General features: G+C 70.6%; 17 protein-coding genes. 8 read left to right on the forward strand and 9 right to left on the reverse strand.

Annotated elements, in window-relative coordinates:
* Positions 1-48 precede the first annotated feature (48 nt).
* Positions 49-327: a hypothetical protein gene (locus tag QLQ12_RS16850; RefSeq protein WP_282760968.1), complete on the forward strand. Its 279-nt coding sequence runs from the start codon at positions 49-51 to the stop codon at positions 325-327.
* On the opposite strand, the gene QLQ12_RS16855 is transcribed toward QLQ12_RS16850, so the two are convergent.
* The 3 genes from QLQ12_RS16855 to QLQ12_RS16865 form a co-directional block, all read right to left on the reverse strand.
* A complete protein-coding gene (locus QLQ12_RS16855) occupies positions 316-1,395 on the reverse strand; it encodes a hemolysin family protein (protein WP_282760970.1) in 1,080 nt (359 codons plus the stop codon). The genes QLQ12_RS16850 and QLQ12_RS16855 overlap by 12 nt on opposite strands.
* Positions 1,392-2,735, reverse strand: a complete 1,344-nt coding sequence (locus QLQ12_RS16860; protein ID WP_282760972.1) for a hemolysin family protein — start codon at positions 2,733-2,735, stop codon at positions 1,392-1,394. The genes QLQ12_RS16855 and QLQ12_RS16860 overlap by 4 nt, the downstream gene beginning before the upstream one ends.
* A 294-nt stretch (positions 2,736-3,029) precedes the next feature.
* The gene (locus QLQ12_RS16865) at positions 3,030-3,665 is read right to left on the reverse strand and encodes an FMN-dependent NADH-azoreductase (RefSeq protein WP_282760974.1); all 636 of its coding nucleotides are present in this window, start codon (positions 3,663-3,665) and stop codon (positions 3,030-3,032) included.
* Between the two features lie 87 nt (positions 3,666-3,752).
* Here QLQ12_RS16865 and QLQ12_RS16870 point away from each other — a divergent pair, with 87 nt between their 5' ends.
* The 3 genes from QLQ12_RS16870 to QLQ12_RS16880 all read left to right on the forward strand — a co-directional run bounded on the left by QLQ12_RS16870 (position 3,753) and on the right by QLQ12_RS16880 (position 6,697).
* A complete protein-coding gene (locus QLQ12_RS16870) occupies positions 3,753-4,238 on the forward strand; it encodes a MarR family winged helix-turn-helix transcriptional regulator (RefSeq protein ID WP_282760975.1) in 486 nt (161 codons plus the stop codon).
* Between the two features lie 522 nt (positions 4,239-4,760).
* Complete coding sequence (locus QLQ12_RS16875; RefSeq protein WP_282760976.1) at positions 4,761-5,732, forward strand: LacI family DNA-binding transcriptional regulator; 972 nt, start codon at positions 4,761-4,763, stop codon at positions 5,730-5,732.
* 194 nt (positions 5,733-5,926) lie between these two features.
* Positions 5,927-6,697, forward strand: coding sequence for a phosphotransferase (locus tag QLQ12_RS16880; RefSeq protein WP_282760978.1), 771 nt, complete (start codon positions 5,927-5,929; stop codon positions 6,695-6,697).
* A gap of 635 nt (positions 6,698-7,332) precedes the next feature.
* Here QLQ12_RS16880 and QLQ12_RS16885 read toward each other — a convergent pair.
* Positions 7,333-8,016 (reverse strand): ABC transporter permease, encoded by a 684-nt coding sequence (locus tag QLQ12_RS16885; RefSeq protein WP_282760979.1) that lies wholly within the window; start codon positions 8,014-8,016, stop codon positions 7,333-7,335.
* A gap of 371 nt (positions 8,017-8,387) precedes the next feature.
* On the reverse strand, positions 8,388-9,131 hold the full coding sequence (locus tag QLQ12_RS16890; protein WP_282760981.1) for an ABC transporter ATP-binding protein: 744 nt from the start codon (positions 9,129-9,131) through the stop codon (positions 8,388-8,390).
* 126 nt (positions 9,132-9,257) lie between these two features.
* Between QLQ12_RS16890 and QLQ12_RS16895 the strand changes: the two genes are divergently transcribed.
* Both QLQ12_RS16895 and QLQ12_RS16900 read left to right on the forward strand, forming a co-directional pair.
* Positions 9,258-10,391 (forward strand): sensor histidine kinase, encoded by a 1,134-nt coding sequence (locus QLQ12_RS16895; RefSeq protein ID WP_282760983.1) that lies wholly within the window; start codon positions 9,258-9,260, stop codon positions 10,389-10,391.
* Positions 10,364-10,990: a response regulator transcription factor gene (locus QLQ12_RS16900; RefSeq protein WP_407651495.1), complete on the forward strand. Its 627-nt coding sequence runs from the start codon at positions 10,364-10,366 to the stop codon at positions 10,988-10,990. Before QLQ12_RS16895 ends, QLQ12_RS16900 begins: the two co-directional genes overlap by 28 nt.
* Positions 10,991-11,609: 619 nt before the next feature.
* Here the strand turns inward: QLQ12_RS16900 and QLQ12_RS16905 are convergent.
* Positions 11,610-12,101 (reverse strand): CAP domain-containing protein, encoded by a 492-nt coding sequence (locus tag QLQ12_RS16905; RefSeq protein WP_282760984.1) that lies wholly within the window; start codon positions 12,099-12,101, stop codon positions 11,610-11,612.
* 432 nt (positions 12,102-12,533) lie between these two features.
* Here QLQ12_RS16905 and QLQ12_RS16910 point away from each other — a divergent pair, with 432 nt between their 5' ends.
* Positions 12,534-13,022, forward strand: a complete 489-nt coding sequence (locus QLQ12_RS16910) for an NUDIX domain-containing protein (RefSeq protein WP_282760985.1) — start codon at positions 12,534-12,536, stop codon at positions 13,020-13,022.
* 265 nt (positions 13,023-13,287) lie between these two features.
* On the opposite strand, the gene QLQ12_RS16915 is transcribed toward QLQ12_RS16910, so the two are convergent.
* From QLQ12_RS16915 to mmsA, 3 genes are read right to left on the reverse strand one after another with little or no spacing between them, the layout of a single operon-like run.
* A complete protein-coding gene (locus tag QLQ12_RS16915) occupies positions 13,288-14,367 on the reverse strand; it encodes a substrate-binding domain-containing protein (protein WP_282760986.1) in 1,080 nt (359 codons plus the stop codon).
* Positions 14,368-14,426: 59 nt separating this feature from the next.
* A complete protein-coding gene (gene mmsB / locus QLQ12_RS16920; protein WP_282760987.1) occupies positions 14,427-15,728 on the reverse strand; it encodes a multiple monosaccharide ABC transporter permease in 1,302 nt (433 codons plus the stop codon).
* Complete coding sequence (mmsA, locus tag QLQ12_RS16925) at positions 15,725-17,245, reverse strand: multiple monosaccharide ABC transporter ATP-binding protein (protein WP_282761244.1); 1,521 nt, start codon at positions 17,243-17,245, stop codon at positions 15,725-15,727. Before mmsA ends, mmsB begins: the two co-directional genes overlap by 4 nt.
* A gap of 603 nt (positions 17,246-17,848) precedes the next feature.
* Here mmsA and QLQ12_RS16930 point away from each other — a divergent pair.
* Positions 17,849-19,027: a cytochrome P450 gene (locus QLQ12_RS16930; protein ID WP_282760988.1), complete on the forward strand. Its 1,179-nt coding sequence runs from the start codon at positions 17,849-17,851 to the stop codon at positions 19,025-19,027.
* The last annotated feature ends 252 nt before the right edge of the window (positions 19,028-19,279 follow it).

The raw sequence follows: 19,279 nt of genomic DNA on the forward strand, positions 1-19,279 counted from the left end.
TGGAGTGTGTCTCTTCCTGATTTGGCCACATATGTTCCGCATCGATCGATGCCCGACGCGGAGTTCGAGGGCGTCGCCGTGCCCGGTCTGCGCGCCGACTTCTACCGACGTCCCGACGGTGATCGCATCGCCTCCGTCGGCCGGTACTCCTATCAGGGCCGCACCGTGCTGATGGCCTGGGGTTACGTCGACGAGGAGCACTGCCGCCAGCACGCCATCCACGACCCGCGGGCCGGGTGGCACGCGGTGGTGGACGGCTGCCCCGACGTCCGGCTCGCCGGCGGTTTCGAGGTGCGGACCCCGGACGGGCGGTGGCTACGCGCCTGACCGGGATTTGCGGCCGGCCCGGCGGGCCGCGTCGATCACCGGGTCGGTCTCGTCGTCGAACTGGCCGATCACCTGCTCCAGCAGGTCCTCCAGCGCGACCAGGCCGACCACCGCGCCCGCCTCGGTGACCAGCGCGACCTGGTTGCGCCGCTGCCGCATGGCCGCGATCGCGTCCAGCCCACTGGTCGCCGCCGGCAGCCGCAGCGGTGTGGCCATCAACCCTCCGGCGGTGGCGTCCGAGCCGGCGTCGACCGCCTTGGCCGCCTCCCGCACGTGCACGATCCCCGCGATCGTCCCCTCGGTGTCCGTGACCGCCAACCGGGACCGCCCCGACTCGATGCTGCGCAACTCCACGTCACGCGGCGCGGCGTCGGAGGGCACCGCGACGATCCGTGCGGTCGGGGTCATCACGTCGCGGACCGTCGTGGACTCCACCGCGAGCATCGCGGTCAGCAGTTCGTGCTCCGCGTCCGGGAGCGTCCCGTGCTCCTTCGACGTCTCCAGCAGCATCCGCAGTTGCTCGGCGCTGTGCACTTGGGCCAGCTCGTCCTGGGGCGTCACCTTGACCAGGCGCAGGCTGGCGTTGGCCAGCCCGTTCAGCGCCATCAGCACCGGGCGCAGCACCGTGGTGAACCCGACGAACGGGATCGCCAGCAGCGTCGCCGACTTCTCCGGGTGACTGATCGCCCACGACTTCGGGGCCATCTCACCGACCACCACGTGCAGGAACCCCACCAGGGCGACGGACAGTACGAACGCCACCACGTACGCGGCGTCCTCCGGCAGCCCGGTCGTGGTGAACACCGGCTTCAGCAGGCGCGCGACCGTCGGCTTGGCCAGAGCGCCCAGCCCGAGCGTGCACAGAGTGATGCCGAGCTGCGCGCCGGCCAGCATCAACGACAGCCGCCGGGTGCCGGCCAGCGCGGCCCGAGCGCCACGGGACCCCTCCGTGGCGGCCGTCTCCAGCCGGTGCCGTTTCGCCGCGACCAGCGCGAACTCGGCAGCCACGAAGAACCCGTTGAGCGCCAGCAGCACCAGCGAGACCAGCAGGGCGGGGATGGTGCTCATGCCTCGTCCTTCACGGTCAGGGCGATCCGTTCCGGCACGCGCCGCCGAACCTCCAGCACGGTCAGCCGCGCGACCCCCTGCGGCAGGGGTTCTCCGTCGTCGTCCAGCAGCGGCCGCAGGGCCAGGTCGATGCTCTCCCGCGCGGCCGGCAGCCGGCCCAGCCGAGCCATCACCAGGCCCGACACCGTGTCGTACAACTCGTCCTCGGGCAGCCGCACCCCGGTCGCCTCGGCGACCTCGTCGATCCGGGACCGGCCCGGCACCAGCCACGTGCCGTCGCCGCCGCGCTCGATCACCGGCTCCGGCAGGTCGTCCTCGTCGCGGATCTCACCGACCAGTTCCTCGGCCACATCCTCCAGGGTGATGATCCCGGCGAACCCGCCGAACTCGTCGACCACCACCGCCATCTGCCGGTGCGCCGCCTTGAGCCGGTCCAGCACCTGCGGCAGCGTGCAGGACTCGGGCAGCACCACCGGGGTGGTCGCCAGGGCACTGACCGGGGTGGTGGCGCGCGCCGACGGCTCCACGGTGATCACATCGTTGATGGAGACCAGTCCGATCACATCGTCGTATCCGTCCCCGATCACCGGGAACCGGGAATGCCCGGTGTCCAGCAGGTCGACCACCCGGGACGCCGGCTCGGCCGCACCGATCGACGTCACGTCCACCCGCGGGCGCATCACCTCGGCGGCCGTGCGGCTCCGGAAGTCCAGCCCGTGGTCCAGCAGGCGGGCCGCCCGCGCGTCCAGGGCGCCGTGCGCGCTCGACGTCTCGATGATCCGGTCCAGGTCCTCAGGGGTCGCGCCCTGCGGCAGCTCCTCCACCGGCTCGATACCGACCGTGCGCAGCAGCCGGTTCGCGGTGGCGTCGAACACCCGGATCACCGGCCCCACCACGGTCAGATAGATCACCGTGGACCGCGACAGCGCCCGCGCCACCGCCTCGGGGCGGGCGATCGCCAGGTTCTTCGGGGCCAGCTCGCCGAGAACCATCTGCACCACCGTCGCGAACAGCAGCGCCACCACCATCGAGATCGAGGTGGTCACACCCTCCGGCAGGCCGGTCGCCCCGAGCAGCTGCGCGGTGCCCCGGCCCAGGAACGGCTCGGCGACGTAACCGGCCAGCAGCGCGGTCACGGTGATGCCGACCTGGGAGCCGGACAGCACGAACGACAGTTTCTGGGTGACGTCGAGGGCCCGGCGTGCGGCCGCGTCGCCCTCGTCGGCCAGCACCCGCAGCCGCTCGCGGTCGACCGCCACATAGGCGAACTCCTGGGCCACGAAATAGCCGGTCGCGACGGTCAGCAGCACAATGGCGAGGATGCCGATCGTGATCAGCACGCAGAGTCACCGTATTTACGATCGAACACGTGCCAGGGATCCGCACGTGCAACTGGATGTGGGCGTCTCTGAGCGGCCTGCAGCGTCTCGGCGAACCCGCCGCTCAGGCCGGTGTCTGTACCCACGCCGTCGATTGCTACACCTGGCCGGGCCGGTCGCGCCGGTCCGGTCTGGGGTGTTACGGACCGCCGCTGCGGGCGCGCCAAGGCCGGTGGAGTCCCGGACGCGCCCGTACGAGTGACGGCGCTCGGCCGCCCCTTGATCGTCTTCAGCCGGTCCTTCTTCAGTGCCGGGTCAGGGCGCCGCGGTCAGGAGCTTGGCGACGTCGCGGGCGCGGGCGTGGGCCTCGCGGCGGGCGGTCTCCGCGTCCTCGGTGACGAGGTTGGGGCGGAAATGGACCGGGCTGATGTCGGTCACGCCGGTCCAGCGGAGCCAGTCCTCGAGATAGGGGGCCTGGAAATCGGCGCCGAACGCGGGGCCGCGCTCCGGCCCGTACACCGCACTGGTGTAGACGACGGCGGCGCGCTTGCCGCGCAGCAACCCCGAGTAGCCGTGCCGCGGGTCGAAGCCGAAGGCGAGGCCCGGCTGGCTGATCACGTCGATGAACTGCTTGAGGATGTAGGGCACGCCGGCGTTCCACATCGGCACGCTGAACAGGTAGGTGTCGGCGGCGTCGAAGCGGCGGAACGTGGCGACCGCGGCGTCCCAGGCGCGGGCGGCGTCACCCTCCGGCTGCGAGCCCGCGAAGACGGCCATCTTCGCGGCGACCGCGTCAGGGCCGAAGGCGGGGAGGGTGCCGTCCCACAGGTCCCACTCGTCGATCGGCAAGGCCGGGTTCACCTCGCGGACGGTGTCGACAAACGTGGTGGCGACGGCCAGTGACTCGGAGAGCGGGCCACGAGGCGAGGCGGAGATGTGCAGAAGCGTCACGGTGATCCTCCTGGAATTTGAATGCGTGCGCACGCACATTTCTACTCTGGTGCGTGCGCACGCACAAGAATTCGCTAGGATCAGGTGATGAGCGACACCGACGTGGCCGCCTGGGCCACCCTGCTGCGGGTGCACGCGGCGCTGGTCCCCGTCCTCGACCGGGAACTCCAGGCCGCCTGTGCGCTACCGCTGACCTGGTACGACGTATTGCTGGAACTCAACTACGCGCCGGATTGCCGGCTCAGCATGGGTGAACTCGGCCAGAAGGCGGTGGTCAGCCGGACTCGGGTCAGCCGGGTCGTCGACGCCCTCGCCGCGGCCGGGCTGGTGACCCGGGAGAGCAACCCGGACGACCGGCGGTCCGCCTACGCGACCCTCACCGACGCCGGGCGGGAACGCTTCCGGGCCGCGGCGCCGATCTATCTGGACGGGATTCGGCGGCATTTCACCGACCGGATGACGGCGGGTGAGTCGCGTACGATCGCCGGCGCCCTCGCCAAGGTCCTCGCCGCCGTCCCGCCGGGTGGCGCCGTCCCGCCGGGCGGTGCTGTCCCTCCCGCCGTGACCGGCTGAAACGTCGTGGGCGGGCATCGATGATCTGCTACCTTGCGACGCTCAGCGAGGTGGACCGAAGGATTGATGTGCGTCGTACTGCTTTCAGTGTTTCTGCTTTGCCGGCCATCGCGACGATGGCTCTCACCGGTTGCGGCGAGCCGGAGAAAGTCGGCGGGGCACGTCGGGGTCGGCGCCGCATATCTGGCCGGTTCCGCCGACCTGTCCGCCCACTCGCGCGGCGTCACGGACCCCAGGATCAGGGACGCGGCGGGTAAGGTTGGCGACGAAATGACCGCGCTCGATGCGGCCTGGCAGAAGAAACCGGGCAAGAAGCCCAGCGAGAAGGCCCTCAACAGCGCCATCGCCGAGCTGAAGACAGCCTGCCCCGCCGGTTAGCCGCAGCCCGTGCCCAGTCCGGCGGCCGTCCCCGCCGGCCGGGCCCGCGGGCCCGGAAACGGCCACCGGGTCGCGGGACGGCTCCGGGCGTACGGGGAAAGGGGTGTGGGAGCGGTGAGCCCCGACAGTGGTGACCGGGCGACCATGGCTGAAGTCGCACACGCCGCCGGGGTCTCCCTGGCGACCGTGTCGAAAGTGTGGAACGGGCGCGCGGACGTCTCCGACAGCACCCGGCAGCGGGTCGAGGAACTGCTGCGCCAGCAGGGGTACCGAGGCCGCCGTGCCTGGCGGCAGGAGGCCGCCGGGGTGATCGACGTGATCTTCTCGGAGATCGACTGCGCGTGGGAGGGCGAGCATCTGCGCGGCATCGAGGCCGCCGTCCACGAGGCGGGTGTGCGACTCGTCGTGTCGTCTCTGGAACGTGGCGAGACCGCCCGGCGACAGCTCCTCCAGCGGCTCCGCGCCGGCCGCACCGACGGAGCGATCCTCGCGACGATGACCGCCTCCGGGCCCCTGCCCGCCGCTCTGACCAGGCTCAACGTTCCGATCGTGGCCCTCGACCCGGTTCGGCGGACAGCGGACCTGCCCCGGGTTGACGCCGCGAACTTCGACGGGGCGCGAGCCGCGACCGCGCACCTGCTCGGCCTCGGGCACCGCCGGATCGGCCTGGTCACCGGCCTCGGCGAACTGGTGTGCAGCCGCGCCCGGCTGGACGGGTTCGTCGCCGCGCACGAGGAAGCCGGCGTTCCGCTCCATCGCGACCTGGTCGAGCAGGGCGACTTCGACTTCCCGTCCGGAGTGGTGGCCGGCGGCAGGCTGCTGGACCGGCGCCACCCGCCGACGGCGATCTTCGCGACCAGTGACCTGATGGCGCTCGGCGTCTACGAAGCGGCCCGGCTGCGCCACGTGTCCATTCCTGATCGGCTCAGCGTCGTCGGTTTCGACGACCTGCCGAGTGCCCGCTGGGCGGCGCCGCCCCTGACCACGGTGCGGCAGCCGCTGCGCGAGATGGGCCGGCTCGCGGCTCGGACGGTGCTGGGCCTGGCCGATGGCGGCAGGCTCGACACCCAGCTCGTGGTGCGCGACAGCACGGCCGTGTGCCGGGACGCCGCCTAGGCCGGCCGCCCAGAGGGCTGGCTGGCGTCGGTGGACACCACGATGGGGTATGCCGCGGTGTCTATCCCGAGGACGTCATCGCGCACCACCGGGACGCGCACCGGAGGCCAGTCCTTGAACCCCACCGCCAACGAGCGGATGTGCGGTCAGCGGCGAGCGTGCGGCGTTCCTGATCGATGCACCAGGATGGGGAGATGGATGAAGAACATCGTCTTCCTGGCGGAAACACCGGTGGAGCGGTTCGGATTGGCGACACCGTGCGGCGCGTGCCGGGTCGCTGGACACCGTCGGTGCATGCGGTGCTCCGGCATCTGGAAGCTGCCGGCTTCGACGGCGCGCCTCGGGCCCTTGGTTTCGACGACCAAGGCCGAGAAATCCTGTCGTATCTACCCGGCGACGTCGTGGGCGACACGCGACCGTGGCCCATTTGGGTCCACAGCGACGAGGCGTTACGCCAGGTCGCCGGCTGGCTGCGGGACCTGCACGGCGCCGTGGCGAGCTTCACGCCCCCCTCCGATGCGACCTGGCGTGAGGGCGGGACCTGGCGTCCCGGTCTGATCATCGGCCACAACGACGCGGCACCCTACAACGCCACCTGGCAAGACGGACGCCTGGTGGGCTTCTTCGACTGGGACTTCGCCGCCCCGGTCACACCCGAGTGGGATCTGGCCTTCACGGCCTTCGCCTGGGTGCCGCTTCACGCTCGCCACGTCGTGGCGGCGGAAGGATTCACCGCGTTCGCACAGCGTCCCCGGCGATTGCGGTTGTTCCTCGACGCCTACGGGTGGAGCGGACCCCTTGAACAGTTCATCGACATCGTGCGCCAACGGGTGACCGCCTCCGCCCAGGGCATCCGTCGGAGCGCCGCCGCCGGTGATCCCGCCTACCAGAACATGATCAAGAATGGCGTCGATACAGCACTGGAGACGGCCGTGAACGAACTGGCCGACTTCCCGCACCACTAACCCGGAACGCCTGCCTGGAGACAAGCGCCACGCGGATTTGCCGCTGCCTCAGCGGTCGCCCGCTCGGCCCGGCGGTGGTCATCCCACTTAACCAACGTGAGCGTCTCGGCATCAACGTGAGCGTCTAAGCGTCGAAGACGGCCCACAGCGGGTCGACGTCGTCGTTCATGCCGGCCGACCTCAGCGCACCGCCGCCGTCGCCCCGTTACTCCCCGGGCAGTCATCGAAGCACGGGCCGCTGTGCTCGTTCTGCACAGTGGACTCGTTCTGCACAGTGGACCAGTCACCCGCGCCGCTGGTGACCCGCCACGGCTGCACGGCCCTCCCGATTCATAGCCTCTGCTGGTTCATAGCCTCTGCTGGACTACCGAATCCTGCCCCGCTGGCCCTCCCTTGTCGTTCAGGCACAGTAACGAGCGGCCTGGCCATCGTGTTTCTGACGGTGCTGGCCCGTCCGCCGTCCGCCGTCCGCCGTCAGCTGTCTGCCGTCTGCCGCTGGTGGGTCGGGGCCACCCGGCACCGGCAGTCGTTCGCCGTTCGGGTTTCGGCGTCCGGTCGTTGCGGTGGTTGCGTTCGGCGGGTGTTCGGGTTCGACAGCCGGGTGTTCGGGTTCGGCGGCCGGCCCTTTGCCGTGGTCACCGACGCAGGTCCCAGGTGAACACTCGACTCGCCGTTCCGACGGCGGCGACGGCCGCCAGGGCCAGCGGCACGACCGCCGGCAGCAGACCGCCGGCCCCCGGCTCCTGCCAGGCGATCCGGGCCAATTGGGTCACCGCGGCACCGGGTAGCGACAACATCATCCAGGTCACCTCGCCCGGCGGAGTCTGCGCCGTCCACAGCGCACCACCCAGGAACGCCAGTGCGATCGGTGTGGTGGTGAGCTGCGCCAACTCCGGTGCTGAGGTGAAGGCGGCGGTCAGCGCGGCGAAAGCGCAGGCGACCGCGGTGCCGGTCATGACCGCGAGCACGAGGGGCACGGCAGCGACCCCGCCGAGACCGTCGGCTGCGGCCACGACGCCGAGCAGCACCACTGTCTGTGCCACGGACAGCATCGCCGACGGCACCAGGGTGCCCGTCAGGATCGCGGTGTCGGACGCCCCGCTGTTTCGTAACCGCCGCAGAACGGACTGCTGACGGCGCGCTGCCAGAGTGGTGGTCGCGGACACGTAGGCCGTCAACGCCATCAGCGTGGACAGAAGCAGGCCGACGGCCACACCTGGGCCGGCCCGGCCGGTGTCTGCCTCCGCCCACAGGATCAGCAACCCGAGAGCGACCGGCAGAACAACGCCCAGCGCCACCGTGAGCCCACTCCGGCGCAACAGCGTGAACTCCGCCCCCGCGATGAGCAACCAGGCCGGTCGGCCGGAACTCCGCCTCGTCGGTTCGGGATCGGGCTTGGCTGCCTGGGGGTCCGGGTTTGTCGGTTCGGGATCGGGCTTGGCTGCCTGGGGGTCCGGCCTCGTCCGCTCGGGATCGGGCTTGGCTGCCTGGGGGTCCGGCCTCGTCCGCTCGGGATCGGGCTTGGCTGCCTGGAGGTCCGGCCTCGTCCGCTCGGGGACCGGTCTCGCTGCCTCGGGATCAGGCCTCACCAGACCGAGGCCTGGCCTCGTCACCTCGGGATCAGGCCCGGTTGGGTTTCGACCAGTGGTTGCCTGGCAGGTCTCCTGCCCTTCTGGCGTCTCTCGGCGTTTCATCGGCTCTGCTCCGTTGCGTCAGGGGAGAGCGGTGGGCCGCCGGCTATCCGGTGGAAGGCGGCGGCGAGCGCTCCCGGCCCACCCGCATCGGCGACCGTGCCCGTGAACGCCACTCGGCCCCGGTCCATGATCACCACACGGTCGGCTAGCGCCTCCGCCTCCTCGAAGAAGTGAGTGGTCAGCAGAATCGTCGTGCCCTGCCGGCGGCGTTCGCGTAGCAGCGCCCACGTGCGCTGCCGCGACTCCGGGTCGAGACCGGTGGACGGCTCGTCGAGCACCAGGAGCCGAGGAACGCCGCAGAGGGCGACGGCCAGATCGAGCCGGCGCCGCTCACCGCCCGAAAGCTGCCGCACCCGAACCGCGGCGCGGTGCTCCAGATCCAGTTCACCGAGCAACTCGGCCGACACCGGGCCGACACGGTCGCGCCGGTGCAGGCGGAGCCAGAGCCGCACCGTCTCGGCGACCGTCAGATCCGGCGCCAACCCGCTCTCCTGCGGGACCACTCCCACCTCGGCGGCAAGCCGGCGCCGCTCAGCGAACGGATCGCGGCCCAGCAGACGGACTCTGCCGCCGGCCGGGCGGCGCTGCCCCAGCAACACTTCCAGGGTGGTGGTCTTGCCCGCTCCGTTCGTGCCGAGCAGCGCCAGCAACTCACCCTGCCCGACTTCCAGATCAACGCCGCACACCACTTCGGACCGGCCGTACGTGAAACGCACGCCCTGACATGTGATCGCCTTCATGCCGTTGAGTTTCGGCTCAGATCGGACGCTGCCGTAGTGCCATTCGTGCACCAGCTTCGATGACAGATGTCATCAATCCGCGTCGCGGTTCCCCGGCGCCGTCGTCCGGCCCCGCATCATGGTGACGTGAACGCAACGACCGAACACTCCACCGGCCTGGCAGCCCTGCACCGGCTCACCTGGTGGACCCTCGTCGGCTGCCTGATCGGCGTGGTGGCGATCATCGCCTTCGAGCCGCCGACGCCGGCCGCCAAGAGCGTGGTGTTCGCCGTGCTGCTGCCGGTGTGCGCGGTTGCCGGCCGGCTCTTCGCCGTAGCGGTTCTGGGCACACCGCCGCCTCCGACAGCGGTCACCGTGGTGGCCGCCATCGGCGCGGCCGGCATCCTGCTGTATTCCGGTGCGGTCGGCTACGGCGGATTCCCCTGGGCGTTGCCGCTGGCCGTGCTGCTCGCCGCGGTGCACGCCGGAGCCCGGTGGCCCGCCGTGGTGGTGTGGCCGTCCGGGGTGGCCATCGCCTTCGGCGCGTCACTGGCCGGCTCCTGGTCGATCGGCCCGGCCGCCGTCTCCGACGCCCTGACCGACGCCGGCATCACCGCGCTCTGTGCCGTCTCGCTGTATGCGCAGGTTTGGATGGCGACCGTCGCCGAGCGCCTCGACCAGGCGAGGACCACCGCTGTCACCGGTGAGCGGCAGCGCTTCGCCGCCGAGCTGCACGACATTCAGGGGCACAACCTCCAGGTCATCGCTCTCAAGAGCGAGCTGGCCGAGCGGCTGGCCGGCACCGACCCGGCGCAGGCCGTCGCTCTGATGCGCGACGTGCAGGAGCTGGCCCGGCAGGCCCTCGGCGACACCCGCGCGCTCGTCCGCGGCTATCGCGCGGTGTCCCTCGACACCGAGATCGCCAACTCCGCCCGGGTGCTCGACGCCGCCGGGATCGAGTCGTCCATCTCGCCGGCCGGCGAGCGACCATCCCTGTCGCCGGCGGTGACGAACCTGCTCGGCCTCGTCGTCCGGGAGTGCACCACCAACGTGCTGCGGCACAGCACCGCCCGCCGATGCGAGATCTCACTGAGCTCCGAGGCCGGCACCGCGGTGCTGCGCTTCGTCAACGACGCACCGCTGGAGGGCCCGGCCGGCCCCACCGGAGGATTGGCCACGCTGCGAGACCGTTTGGAGTCTGCCGGGGGGAGCCTTCGGTCCACCGGTACCGCCGACAGTTTCACCGTCACCGCGTGTTTGCCCCTGGCGGCCGCCCGATGATCCGGCTGATGCTCGCCGACGACGAAGACCTGATCCGTGGTGCGCTGGCCGCATTACTGGAGCTGGAGTCCGACCTGACGGTCGTGGGAGAGGCGCGGGACAGCGTGGCCGCGGTCGCGGTGGCCGTCGGGCGGCGCCCTGACCTGGCAGTGCTCGACCTGGAGATGCCGCCGGGCGACGGCCTGCGCGCCGCCACCGAGATTCGGGCCGCGTTGGGCATTCCCGTCGTCCTGGTCACCCGGCACGCCCGCCCAGCGGTGCTGCGCCGGGCGCTGGCCGCGGGGGTCGGTGGTTTCGTCCCGAAAACTACGCCGGCCTCCCGGCTTGCCGCGATCATCCGAACCGTGCACGCGGGTCGGCGCTATGTCGACCCAGAGATCGCCGCGAGCGCCCTGACCGAAAACGAATGCCCACTGACCGCTCGGGAACTGGAGATCCTGTCGGTCGTCCGCAGCGGCGCCCCCATCCTCGACGTCGCCGCCGCCGTGCACCTGGCGCCAGGCACGGTTCGCAACTACCTCTCCGCGGCGATGGCCAAACTCGGCGCCGACACCCGGCATGCGGCCGCCCGCCAGGCTTGGGAACAGGGCTGGATTTGACCCATCCCACGAAGCGTCACGCTCGGGGGCGTCAGGACCGGCATGGAAATGGGGCCGCGCTCAAGCAGCAGCGGACCAGCTCGGCCACAGCCATGTCCCGCTCGGCGGGCGACGGCTCGGCCAGGGCCTGCTCCGGGCGGCGGGAACGGCTTGGCCATGTCCCGGTCGGCGGGGTCGGCTCGGCGACGGCCATGCGTCGGGCGGCGGGGACGGCTCGGCGACGGGCGTCGGGCGACGAGGACGGCTCGGCTACAGCGATGCGACGGGCGTCGGGCGACGAGGACGGCTCGGCTACAGCGATGCGACGGGCGTCGGGCGACGAGGACGGCTCGGCTACAGCGACGCGACGGGCGGCGGGGAGGACTCGGCTGTGGCCATGCCGAATCGAAGGGGACAACTCGGCCACGGGATGTGTCCTGTGGCCGCGGGGTCGCTCGGATGGTGGAGTCCAGTGGAGAGGAGATCCGGGGGCATGGCGAGACTTCCGCGGCGGGCGGACCGGCTCGGGCATGGCGACGCCCCAGCCGCAGGGGGATCGGCTGGGGCGTCGCTGTGCGGAAGCGGGGGCTTCCGTGGTTCTGCGCGGAAGCGGGGGCTTCCGTGGTTCGGGTACCGAAGGTCAGTAGCCGAAGTTCTGGGTGTAGTAGGGGGTGCCGCTGGCGGTGTAGACGACGCCGACACCGACGGTCTTCGACTTGCAGTTGAGGATGTTGGCGCGGTGGCCCGGGCTCTTCATCCAGCCGTCGACGACCGCGGAGGCGCTGCGGTAACCCCAGGCGATGTTCTCGGCGGACGGCTTGGTGTAGCCGGCAGCCTTGACCCGGGTGACGAAGCTGGAGCCGCTACGGCCGGTGTGCGAGAACTTGCCGCTCTGCGCCATCCACCCGCTGTGGCCGCGGGCGGCCTCGGTGAGCTGCGCGTTCACCGCGAGCGCCGGGCAGCCGTGGCTGGTGCGCTCGATGTTGGTCAGGCGGTTGACCTCGGTCTGCAGCGCCTGCTCGCTGGCCTTCGCCGGGGCTGCTTCGGCCGGGGACGCGATCATCGTGGCGGCACCGACGGCCGCGGGAGCGAGGAGGGCGGTCACGGCGAGGCGGCGAAGGAAGGAGCGCAAGAGCAAACCCTTTCGTCGTACGGGGCCCGCCGTTCTGCGGGCTCACCATTGACTTCGGCCCGCGCCCAGCGGCGGTGATCGCCAATGCGGTGCGTGATCGTTTCCGTCCGGTTGCCGGCTCCCGCCGCCACCGCGCCAGGCCACGCCGCGTCGTGCACCTTCTACCGCTGGGTCGCGGCCGGGCGTCCTGCCGGGTGGCGACCGGGCGTCCTGCCGGGTGGCGACCGGGCGTCCTGCCGGGTGGCGACCGGGCGTCCTGCTGGGCGGCGGCCGCGCCTCCCGTTGGGCAGCGACCGGACGTCCTGCTGGGCGGCGGCCGGGCGGGAACCGCAGCAGTCGCGACCTTTGGCCGCGGCAGTTCCGGGCTACCGGTGGCGCCGGCCCGAAGTCGGTGGGGCTTCGTGGCGTTCGGCGATCTGAGATCGTGTCGCGATGACCGAACTGGTGGAACGTGTCGACGATCAGGATCGTGTTGTCGATGTCGTCGGCCGGGATGTCGCGATCCGTCATGGCTGGCTGCACCGCATCGCCACCACCGTCTGCCGTGACGAAAGCGGAAGGTTCCTGGTGTGCCGCCGCGCTCAGGAGCTGTCCCGGTTCCCCGGCTACTACGAGGTGAGCTTCGGCGGGGCCGTGCAGGTCGGTGAGTCCTATCGGGCTGCGGCCGTCCGTGAGGTGGCGGAGGAACTGGGCGTTCACGTTCCGGTGCGCGAGGTGGTCAAGTTCCTGTGCCGGGGGGAGACCGGCTCGTACTGGCTGGGTGTCCACGAAGCGGTCGTCACCGGCGATGTGGTGCCCGATCCCCGAGCGGTGAGCTGGGTGGGTTGGCTGACCGAAGCGGAGCTCGACCGAGCCGTGCAAGCTCACCGGTTCGTTCCGGATGGTCAGGAGGCGCTCCGCCGGTACCGGGGGAGCGAATGACATCTCACCGGCCGCTGTCGGGGGGAGAGAAATGGGTGGCACTCGTGGTGGTCGCGGCCGCACTGACGGGGCCGGCTCCACGACACCGACCGCACCGGCGACCTGGCCCGCGTCATGTCGATCGGCGCGGAGGCGGCCGAATGGGCCGACGTCGTGGGGCGGATGCGGATGCCGCGGCATGTGGCCGTCGCCTACGAGGCGGGCCGGCACGGCATGGAGCGGACTGCCGGCCCGCCGCGATCAACGGCGGGCCGACAGGCGACGGTCACTTCGTCAGCGGTGCCAGTTTCGGGTCGTCGGCGTACGCCGTGGCCGCGTTGTCCTTGGTCACGATGACCGGAGCCAACAGGTACGCCGGCACCACTTTGACGCCGTTGTCGTACGACTTGGTGTCGTTGACCTCCGGCGCGGCCCCCGTCTGCAGTGTCTTCACCATCTTGATGGTCTCGGCGACGAGCTTGCGGGTGTCCTTGTTGATCGTCGAGTACTGCTCCCCGGCCACGATCGATTTGACCGACTCCACCTCGGAGTCCTGCCCGGTCACCACCGGGATCGGCTTCCCGGCGCCCTTGACCGACGTGATGATCGCCCGGGCGAGGGTGTCGTTCGGCGACAGCACCCCGTCCAGGGTCTTGCTGCTGTAGGTGGAGGTCAGCAGCGCGTCCATCCGGCTCTGCGCGTTCTCCGCCTTCCAGCCCTGCGTCGCCGTCTGCTTCACGTCGGTCTGCCCCGAGCCGACGACCACGTCACCTTTGTCGATGGCCGGCTTGAGCACGTCCATCGCGCCGTTGAAGAACACGCCCGAGTTGTTGTCGTCCGGCGAGCCGGAGAACAGCTCGATGGTCCACGGGCCGGTCGGCTTCTTCGCCTTCATGCCGTCGAGCAGCGCCTGCCCCTGCAACTGGCCGACCTTGAAGTTGTCGAACGCGATGTAGTAGTCGACGTCCTTGGTGTTCGTGATCAGCCGGTCGTAGGCGATGACCACCGTCCCGGCCTGCTTGGCCTGCGCGACCTGGGTGGACAGCTGTGCCGCGTCGGTCGCGCCGATCACGATCACCTTGGCGCCCTTGGTCACCATCGCGACGATCTGGGCCTGCTGGTCGGCGACGGTCGTCGACGCCCCCGCGTACTGCACGTCGGACTGGAACCCGGCCGCTTTGAGACCGTTGGTGAACAGATCGCCGGCGAGCACCCAGTTCTCCGACGTCTTCGACGGCAGCGCCACGCCGATCAGCGCGTCGGCCGCGAATCCCTTGGCCGGCGTGCCGGCGGTGCCGCCCTCGCCCTCACGTTCGGAGTTGCAGCCGCTCGCCACGAGCGCCGCCGTGAATCCGACGATCAACACCTTTTTCCATGATGTACGCACTCCGCGATCACCTTTCTCGAAAGAGGAACGGTGGGAGGTCAGCCGGCTGCCGCGGCCTTCGCGTCCGCACGGCTCGGGGTGGCGGGCGCGCCGGGCGGTGCCGGGGGCTCGCGGTGGAACGGGCGCGTCAACGACCCGATGATCGAGAACCGGCCCTGCTTCTTGTTGTAGACGTCGAGCGCGACGGCACCGAGCAGGAACAGGCCCCTGATGATCTGGACCATGTCGGAGCCCGTACCGATGAGCTGAAGTCCGTTGTTGAGGACCGCCACGACCAGGCCGCCGACGATGGACCCGCTGACCGTGCCGAGACCGCCGGAGACCGCCGCGCCGCCGATGAAGACCGCGGCGATCGCGTCGAGTTCCCAGGTGAGCCCGTCCTGCGGCCCGGACGCCGCGGACCGCGCCACGAAGATCATGCCGGCGAGTGCCGACAGCAGCCCCATGTTGGTCATGACCAGGAAGTTGACCCGGCGCAGCCGGACCCCGGACAGTTCGGCGGCCCGCGCGTTGCCGCCGACGGCGTAGATGTGCCGGCCGCCCGCGGTGTTGCGGGTGTAGAACGAGTAGGCGATCACCAGGACCGCGAGGATGATGCCAGAGACCGGGAAGCTGGTGCCGACCCGCCCGCCGGCGAACCGCAGGGTGGCGAAGACGATCACGCTGAGCAGGATCGTGAGCCGCAGCACCGAGATCCACGCCGGGGCCGGCTCGGCGCCCTCCATCTGCTGGCGCACCCGCCGGGACCGCCACTCCCGCCAGATCACCGCCGCGCACAACAGCAGGCCGAGCAGCAGCGTCAGGTTGTTGTACCCGGTGGCGGGGCCGACCTCCGGCAGGTAGCCGGCGCCGATCACCCGGAACCCCTCCGGCACGGGCACCGTGTCCGCGTTGCCGATGTACTGGTTGCCGCCGCGGAACAGCAGCATCCCGGCGAGCGTGACGATGAACGCCGGCACGCCGATGTAGGCGACCCAGAAGCCCTGCCAGGCGCCGATCAGCGCGCCGACGGCGAGACCGAGCAGGATGCCGGCCGGCCACGGCACGTCGTGTTCGGTGACCGCTTTCGCCACCACGATGCCGGTGAACGCGGCGACCGAGCCCACCGACAGGTCGATGTGACCGGCGACGATCACCATCAGCATGCCGATCGACAGGATCGAGATGTACGCGTACTGCTGGGTGAGGGCGATCAGGTTGCCCGAGGTCAGAGTCAGCCCGCCGGTGCGGATCTGGAAGTACAGGACGATCGCCACCAGCGTGAAGATCATTCCGAATTGGCGGGCGTTGGAGGTCGTACCCCCGAAGAGGTTCTTCTGAAGGTCTCTGACGCGGCTCATGGCGTCGGCAGCCTCCTGCTCGAGGTCATCTGTTTCATCAGAAGTTCCGGGTCGGCGTCGCGCCGGGCGACCTCCCCGGTGATGGCGCCCTCGAAGACCGTGTAGATCCGGTCGCAGAGGCCGATCAGCTCCGGCATCTCGGAGGAGATGACGATGACGCCGCGGCCCTCGTCGGCGAGCCGCTGGATGATGCCGTAGATCTCGTACTTCGCGCCCACGTCGATGCCGCGCGTGGGTTCGTCGAGGATGAGCAGGTCCGGGTCGGTGAACATCCACTTCGCCAGGACGACCTTTTGCTGGTTGCCGCCGGAGAGCCTGGTCACCGGCTCGTCGACGGTCGGCGTCTTGATCCGCAGGCTCTTCCGGTAGCTCTCCGCCTCGTGGTACTGGGCGGCCTCGTCCAGCACTCCCCGGCGTGTGATCTTGGAGAGTTTGGCGGCGACCACCGACGTCTTCACGTCGTCGAGCAGGTTCAGGCCGATCGCCTTGCGGTCCTCGCTGACATAGGCCAGACCGTGCGCGATCGCGTCCGCCACCGACCTGATCTCGACCTCCCGGCCGTCCTTGAAGATCTTTCCATCGAGGTGTACGCCGTACGAGCGACCGAAGATGCTCATCGCCAGCTCGGTGCGCCCGGCACCCATCAGCCCGGCGAACCCGACGATCTCGCCGCGCCGGACCGTGAACGCGGAGTTCTTGCAGACCAACCGGTCCGCCGAGATCGGATGCCGGACCGTCCAGTCCCGGACCTCGAAGAACACCTCGCCGATCCTGGGCACGTGCTCGGGGAACCGGCTCTCCAGATCACGGCCGACCATTCCCCGTACGATCCGGTCCTCGTCGACCTCGCCCGAGGCGACCGTGATCGTCTCGATGGTCCGCCCGTCCCGCAGGATGGTGATCGCGTCGGCGATCGCCTCCACCTCGTTCAGCTTGTGCGAGATCATGATCGAGGTGATGCCGCGCTGTTTGAACCCGCGCAGCAGATCGAGCAGGTGCCGCGAGTCGGTCTCGTTGAGCGCGGCCGTCGGCTCGTCCAGGATCAGCAGCTTCACGTCCTTCGCGAACGCCTTGGCGATCTCCACGAGCTGCTGCTTGCCGACGCCGATGTCCTTCACCAGCGTGTCCGGGTCCTCCTTCAGCCCGACGAGGCTCATCAACTCGAGGGCCCGGTGGTTGGCGGCCTTCCAGTCGATGCGTCCCCACCGGCGCGGCTCGTTGCCGAGAAAGATGTTCTCGGTGATCGACATCCCCGGGACCAGCGCCAGCTCCTGATGGATGATCACGATGCCGGCGTGCTCGCTGGCCCGGATGTCGCCGAATCGGCACTCCCGGCCCTGATAGAAGATGTCGCCGTCATAGGTTCCGTACGGGTGCACCCCACTGAGGACCTTCATCAGGGTGGACTTGCCGGCCCCGTTCTCCCCGCAGATCGCGTGGATCTCGCCGGCCGCGACGACCAGGCTCACATCGGACAGCGCCCGGACGCCCGGGAACTCCTTGGTGATCGCGCGCATCTCCAACAGGGCGTTGCCCACGGGAACCTCCGGCGCGCTTGTCCACAAGATCGTCACGGATTGCGTGTGCGTGTTTTCGCACTGTAAATCCAAGTGACAGAAGCCGCCATCCCTGAACGCCCCCACCCGGTTCCGGAACTCGATACCCCCGCCGCCGCCCGCCCCGCTGTCCCGCCCCCGCCCTCGTTCGTGGCGCCCCGCCGCCCATCTGCGCCGCCCATCTGTGCCGTCCGTGCCGTCCGTGCCGTCCGTGCCGTCCGTGCCGTCCGTGCCGTCCGTGCCGTCCGGCCTGGCCCTGTCGGCCAGAGGCGCACGACGGCCGGAAGCCACACCTGGAATGCCGCCGGGCGGCGCCACCCGTACCCCAGCCGTAGTTCGTCTGTGGTTTGCCGTGGGGGTGGGGTCGGTGGGCTACGGCTGGTGGGTTGGGCCGTAGCGGAGGCGCGGTATTTCATGGGGGTGGGGTGTGTGGGCTACGGCTGGCGGGCTGGGTCCTGGCTGGGGTGCGGTAGGCGGTGGGGTGGTAGGGGCGTCGCTGGGCGAATCGGGCTGCGAGTGGGTGATCGGGCAGCGGCCGGGGCGGCACCGGGCGAGGATGACGGGATGCTGGATACCGCCCGCCGCCACGAGTTCTGTGTCCTCGCCGCGGCCAAGCCGGCCCTGCCCGTCCTGCTCACCGCCGGCCGGCTCGCGGGCCGGCTGCGTCGGGTGCCGCGGATCGGGTGGGTGGTCTCCGACCCGGTCGTCGCCAGGCGGATCCTCAACGACCCGGCCCACTTCACCCTTCTGGGCGAGGGCGGCGTCGGGCACATGTGGGCGCAGGTGCTCGGCGACTGGGTCAACGACATCTTCGACGGCCCCGGCCACCACCAGCTCCGGTCCCGCACCCGGGACCTGTTCACCGACGACAACGCCCGGCAGCTCACCGCCAGGGTGATCGGGCCACGGCTGGCACAGGCCGGAGCCGCGCTGGACGCCGGTCAGGCCGTCGACGTCGCCGACCTGGGCCGGGTACTGGTCGGGCGGATCGTCGCGGACCTGCTGCAACTGCGCGTCGAGGACCGCGACGAGGCGTACCGGGAGATCTTCGCGACCGGTGAGGAACTCGCCGCCCTGGCGCTCGGCACCACCACCTCCACCCACCTCGCGCCGGAGACGATCTCCCGTGCCAAGGCGATCGTCGCCCGCCTGACCGTCAACGTGGCCGAGGCCTGGCGGACCGCGGCGCCGGAGACGGTGCTCGGCCGCTGCCGTGACCTCGGGCTCGAACAACGCCAGGCGGAAGGCCTGGCGACCCTGCTCATGGTCGCCGGGACGGAGACGGCGGCGAGCGCGATGGCTCGTACCGTGGCGATCCTGCATGACACCGGTGCGCAGCACCGGCTCCGCGGCGACCCGTCGCTGCTGCCCGACGCCGTCCGCGAGGGTCTGCGGGTCACCTCGCCGGCTCCGCTGATCGGCCGTGCGGTCGCCGCCGACGTCACCGTGGAGGGCCGGCGGCTCCGCGCGGGCGAGCGGGTCCTGATGTTGACCTGGACGGCCAACAACGCGGCCGGACCCTTCGATCTGGACCGTGGCTACCTGCCGGAGCACCGCCAGTTGTGGTTCGGCGCCGGCCGCCACCTGTGCCTGGGCGCGCCGCTCGCCCGGGCCGAGATCACCGTCCTGCTGCAGACCCTGCTGGCGAGCGGCCGGGCATGGCGCATCAGTCACCGCAGCTATCGCCGCAAGGTTTTGATTCCTTCGTACGCCCACCTGCCGCTCCGCCTCGCCCGCCACTGACGTGTCACCGCGAAGCTCGCCGCAGGCAGCCGCGATCTTGATGCGGTAACCACCGGTTCCGGTGGCCATCGCACCAAGGTCGCCAAGGGGGCCGCATCGAGGTCGCGGGGAGGTCGTTATTGCGTCAAGGTCGTCGAGGGACAACGCGTCGAGGTCGTCGAAGGTCAGCGCGTCTCGGTTGCTGGAGGTGGTCACCGGATTGAGGGGCGGGGAGGTCGCGGCACCGAGATGCGGAGGTTGGCAGTCGCGGGG

Origin of the sequence: Actinoplanes sandaracinus, assembly GCF_030009775.1 — a bacterium.
Taxonomy (GTDB): domain Bacteria; phylum Actinomycetota; class Actinomycetes; order Mycobacteriales; family Micromonosporaceae; genus Actinoplanes; species Actinoplanes sandaracinus.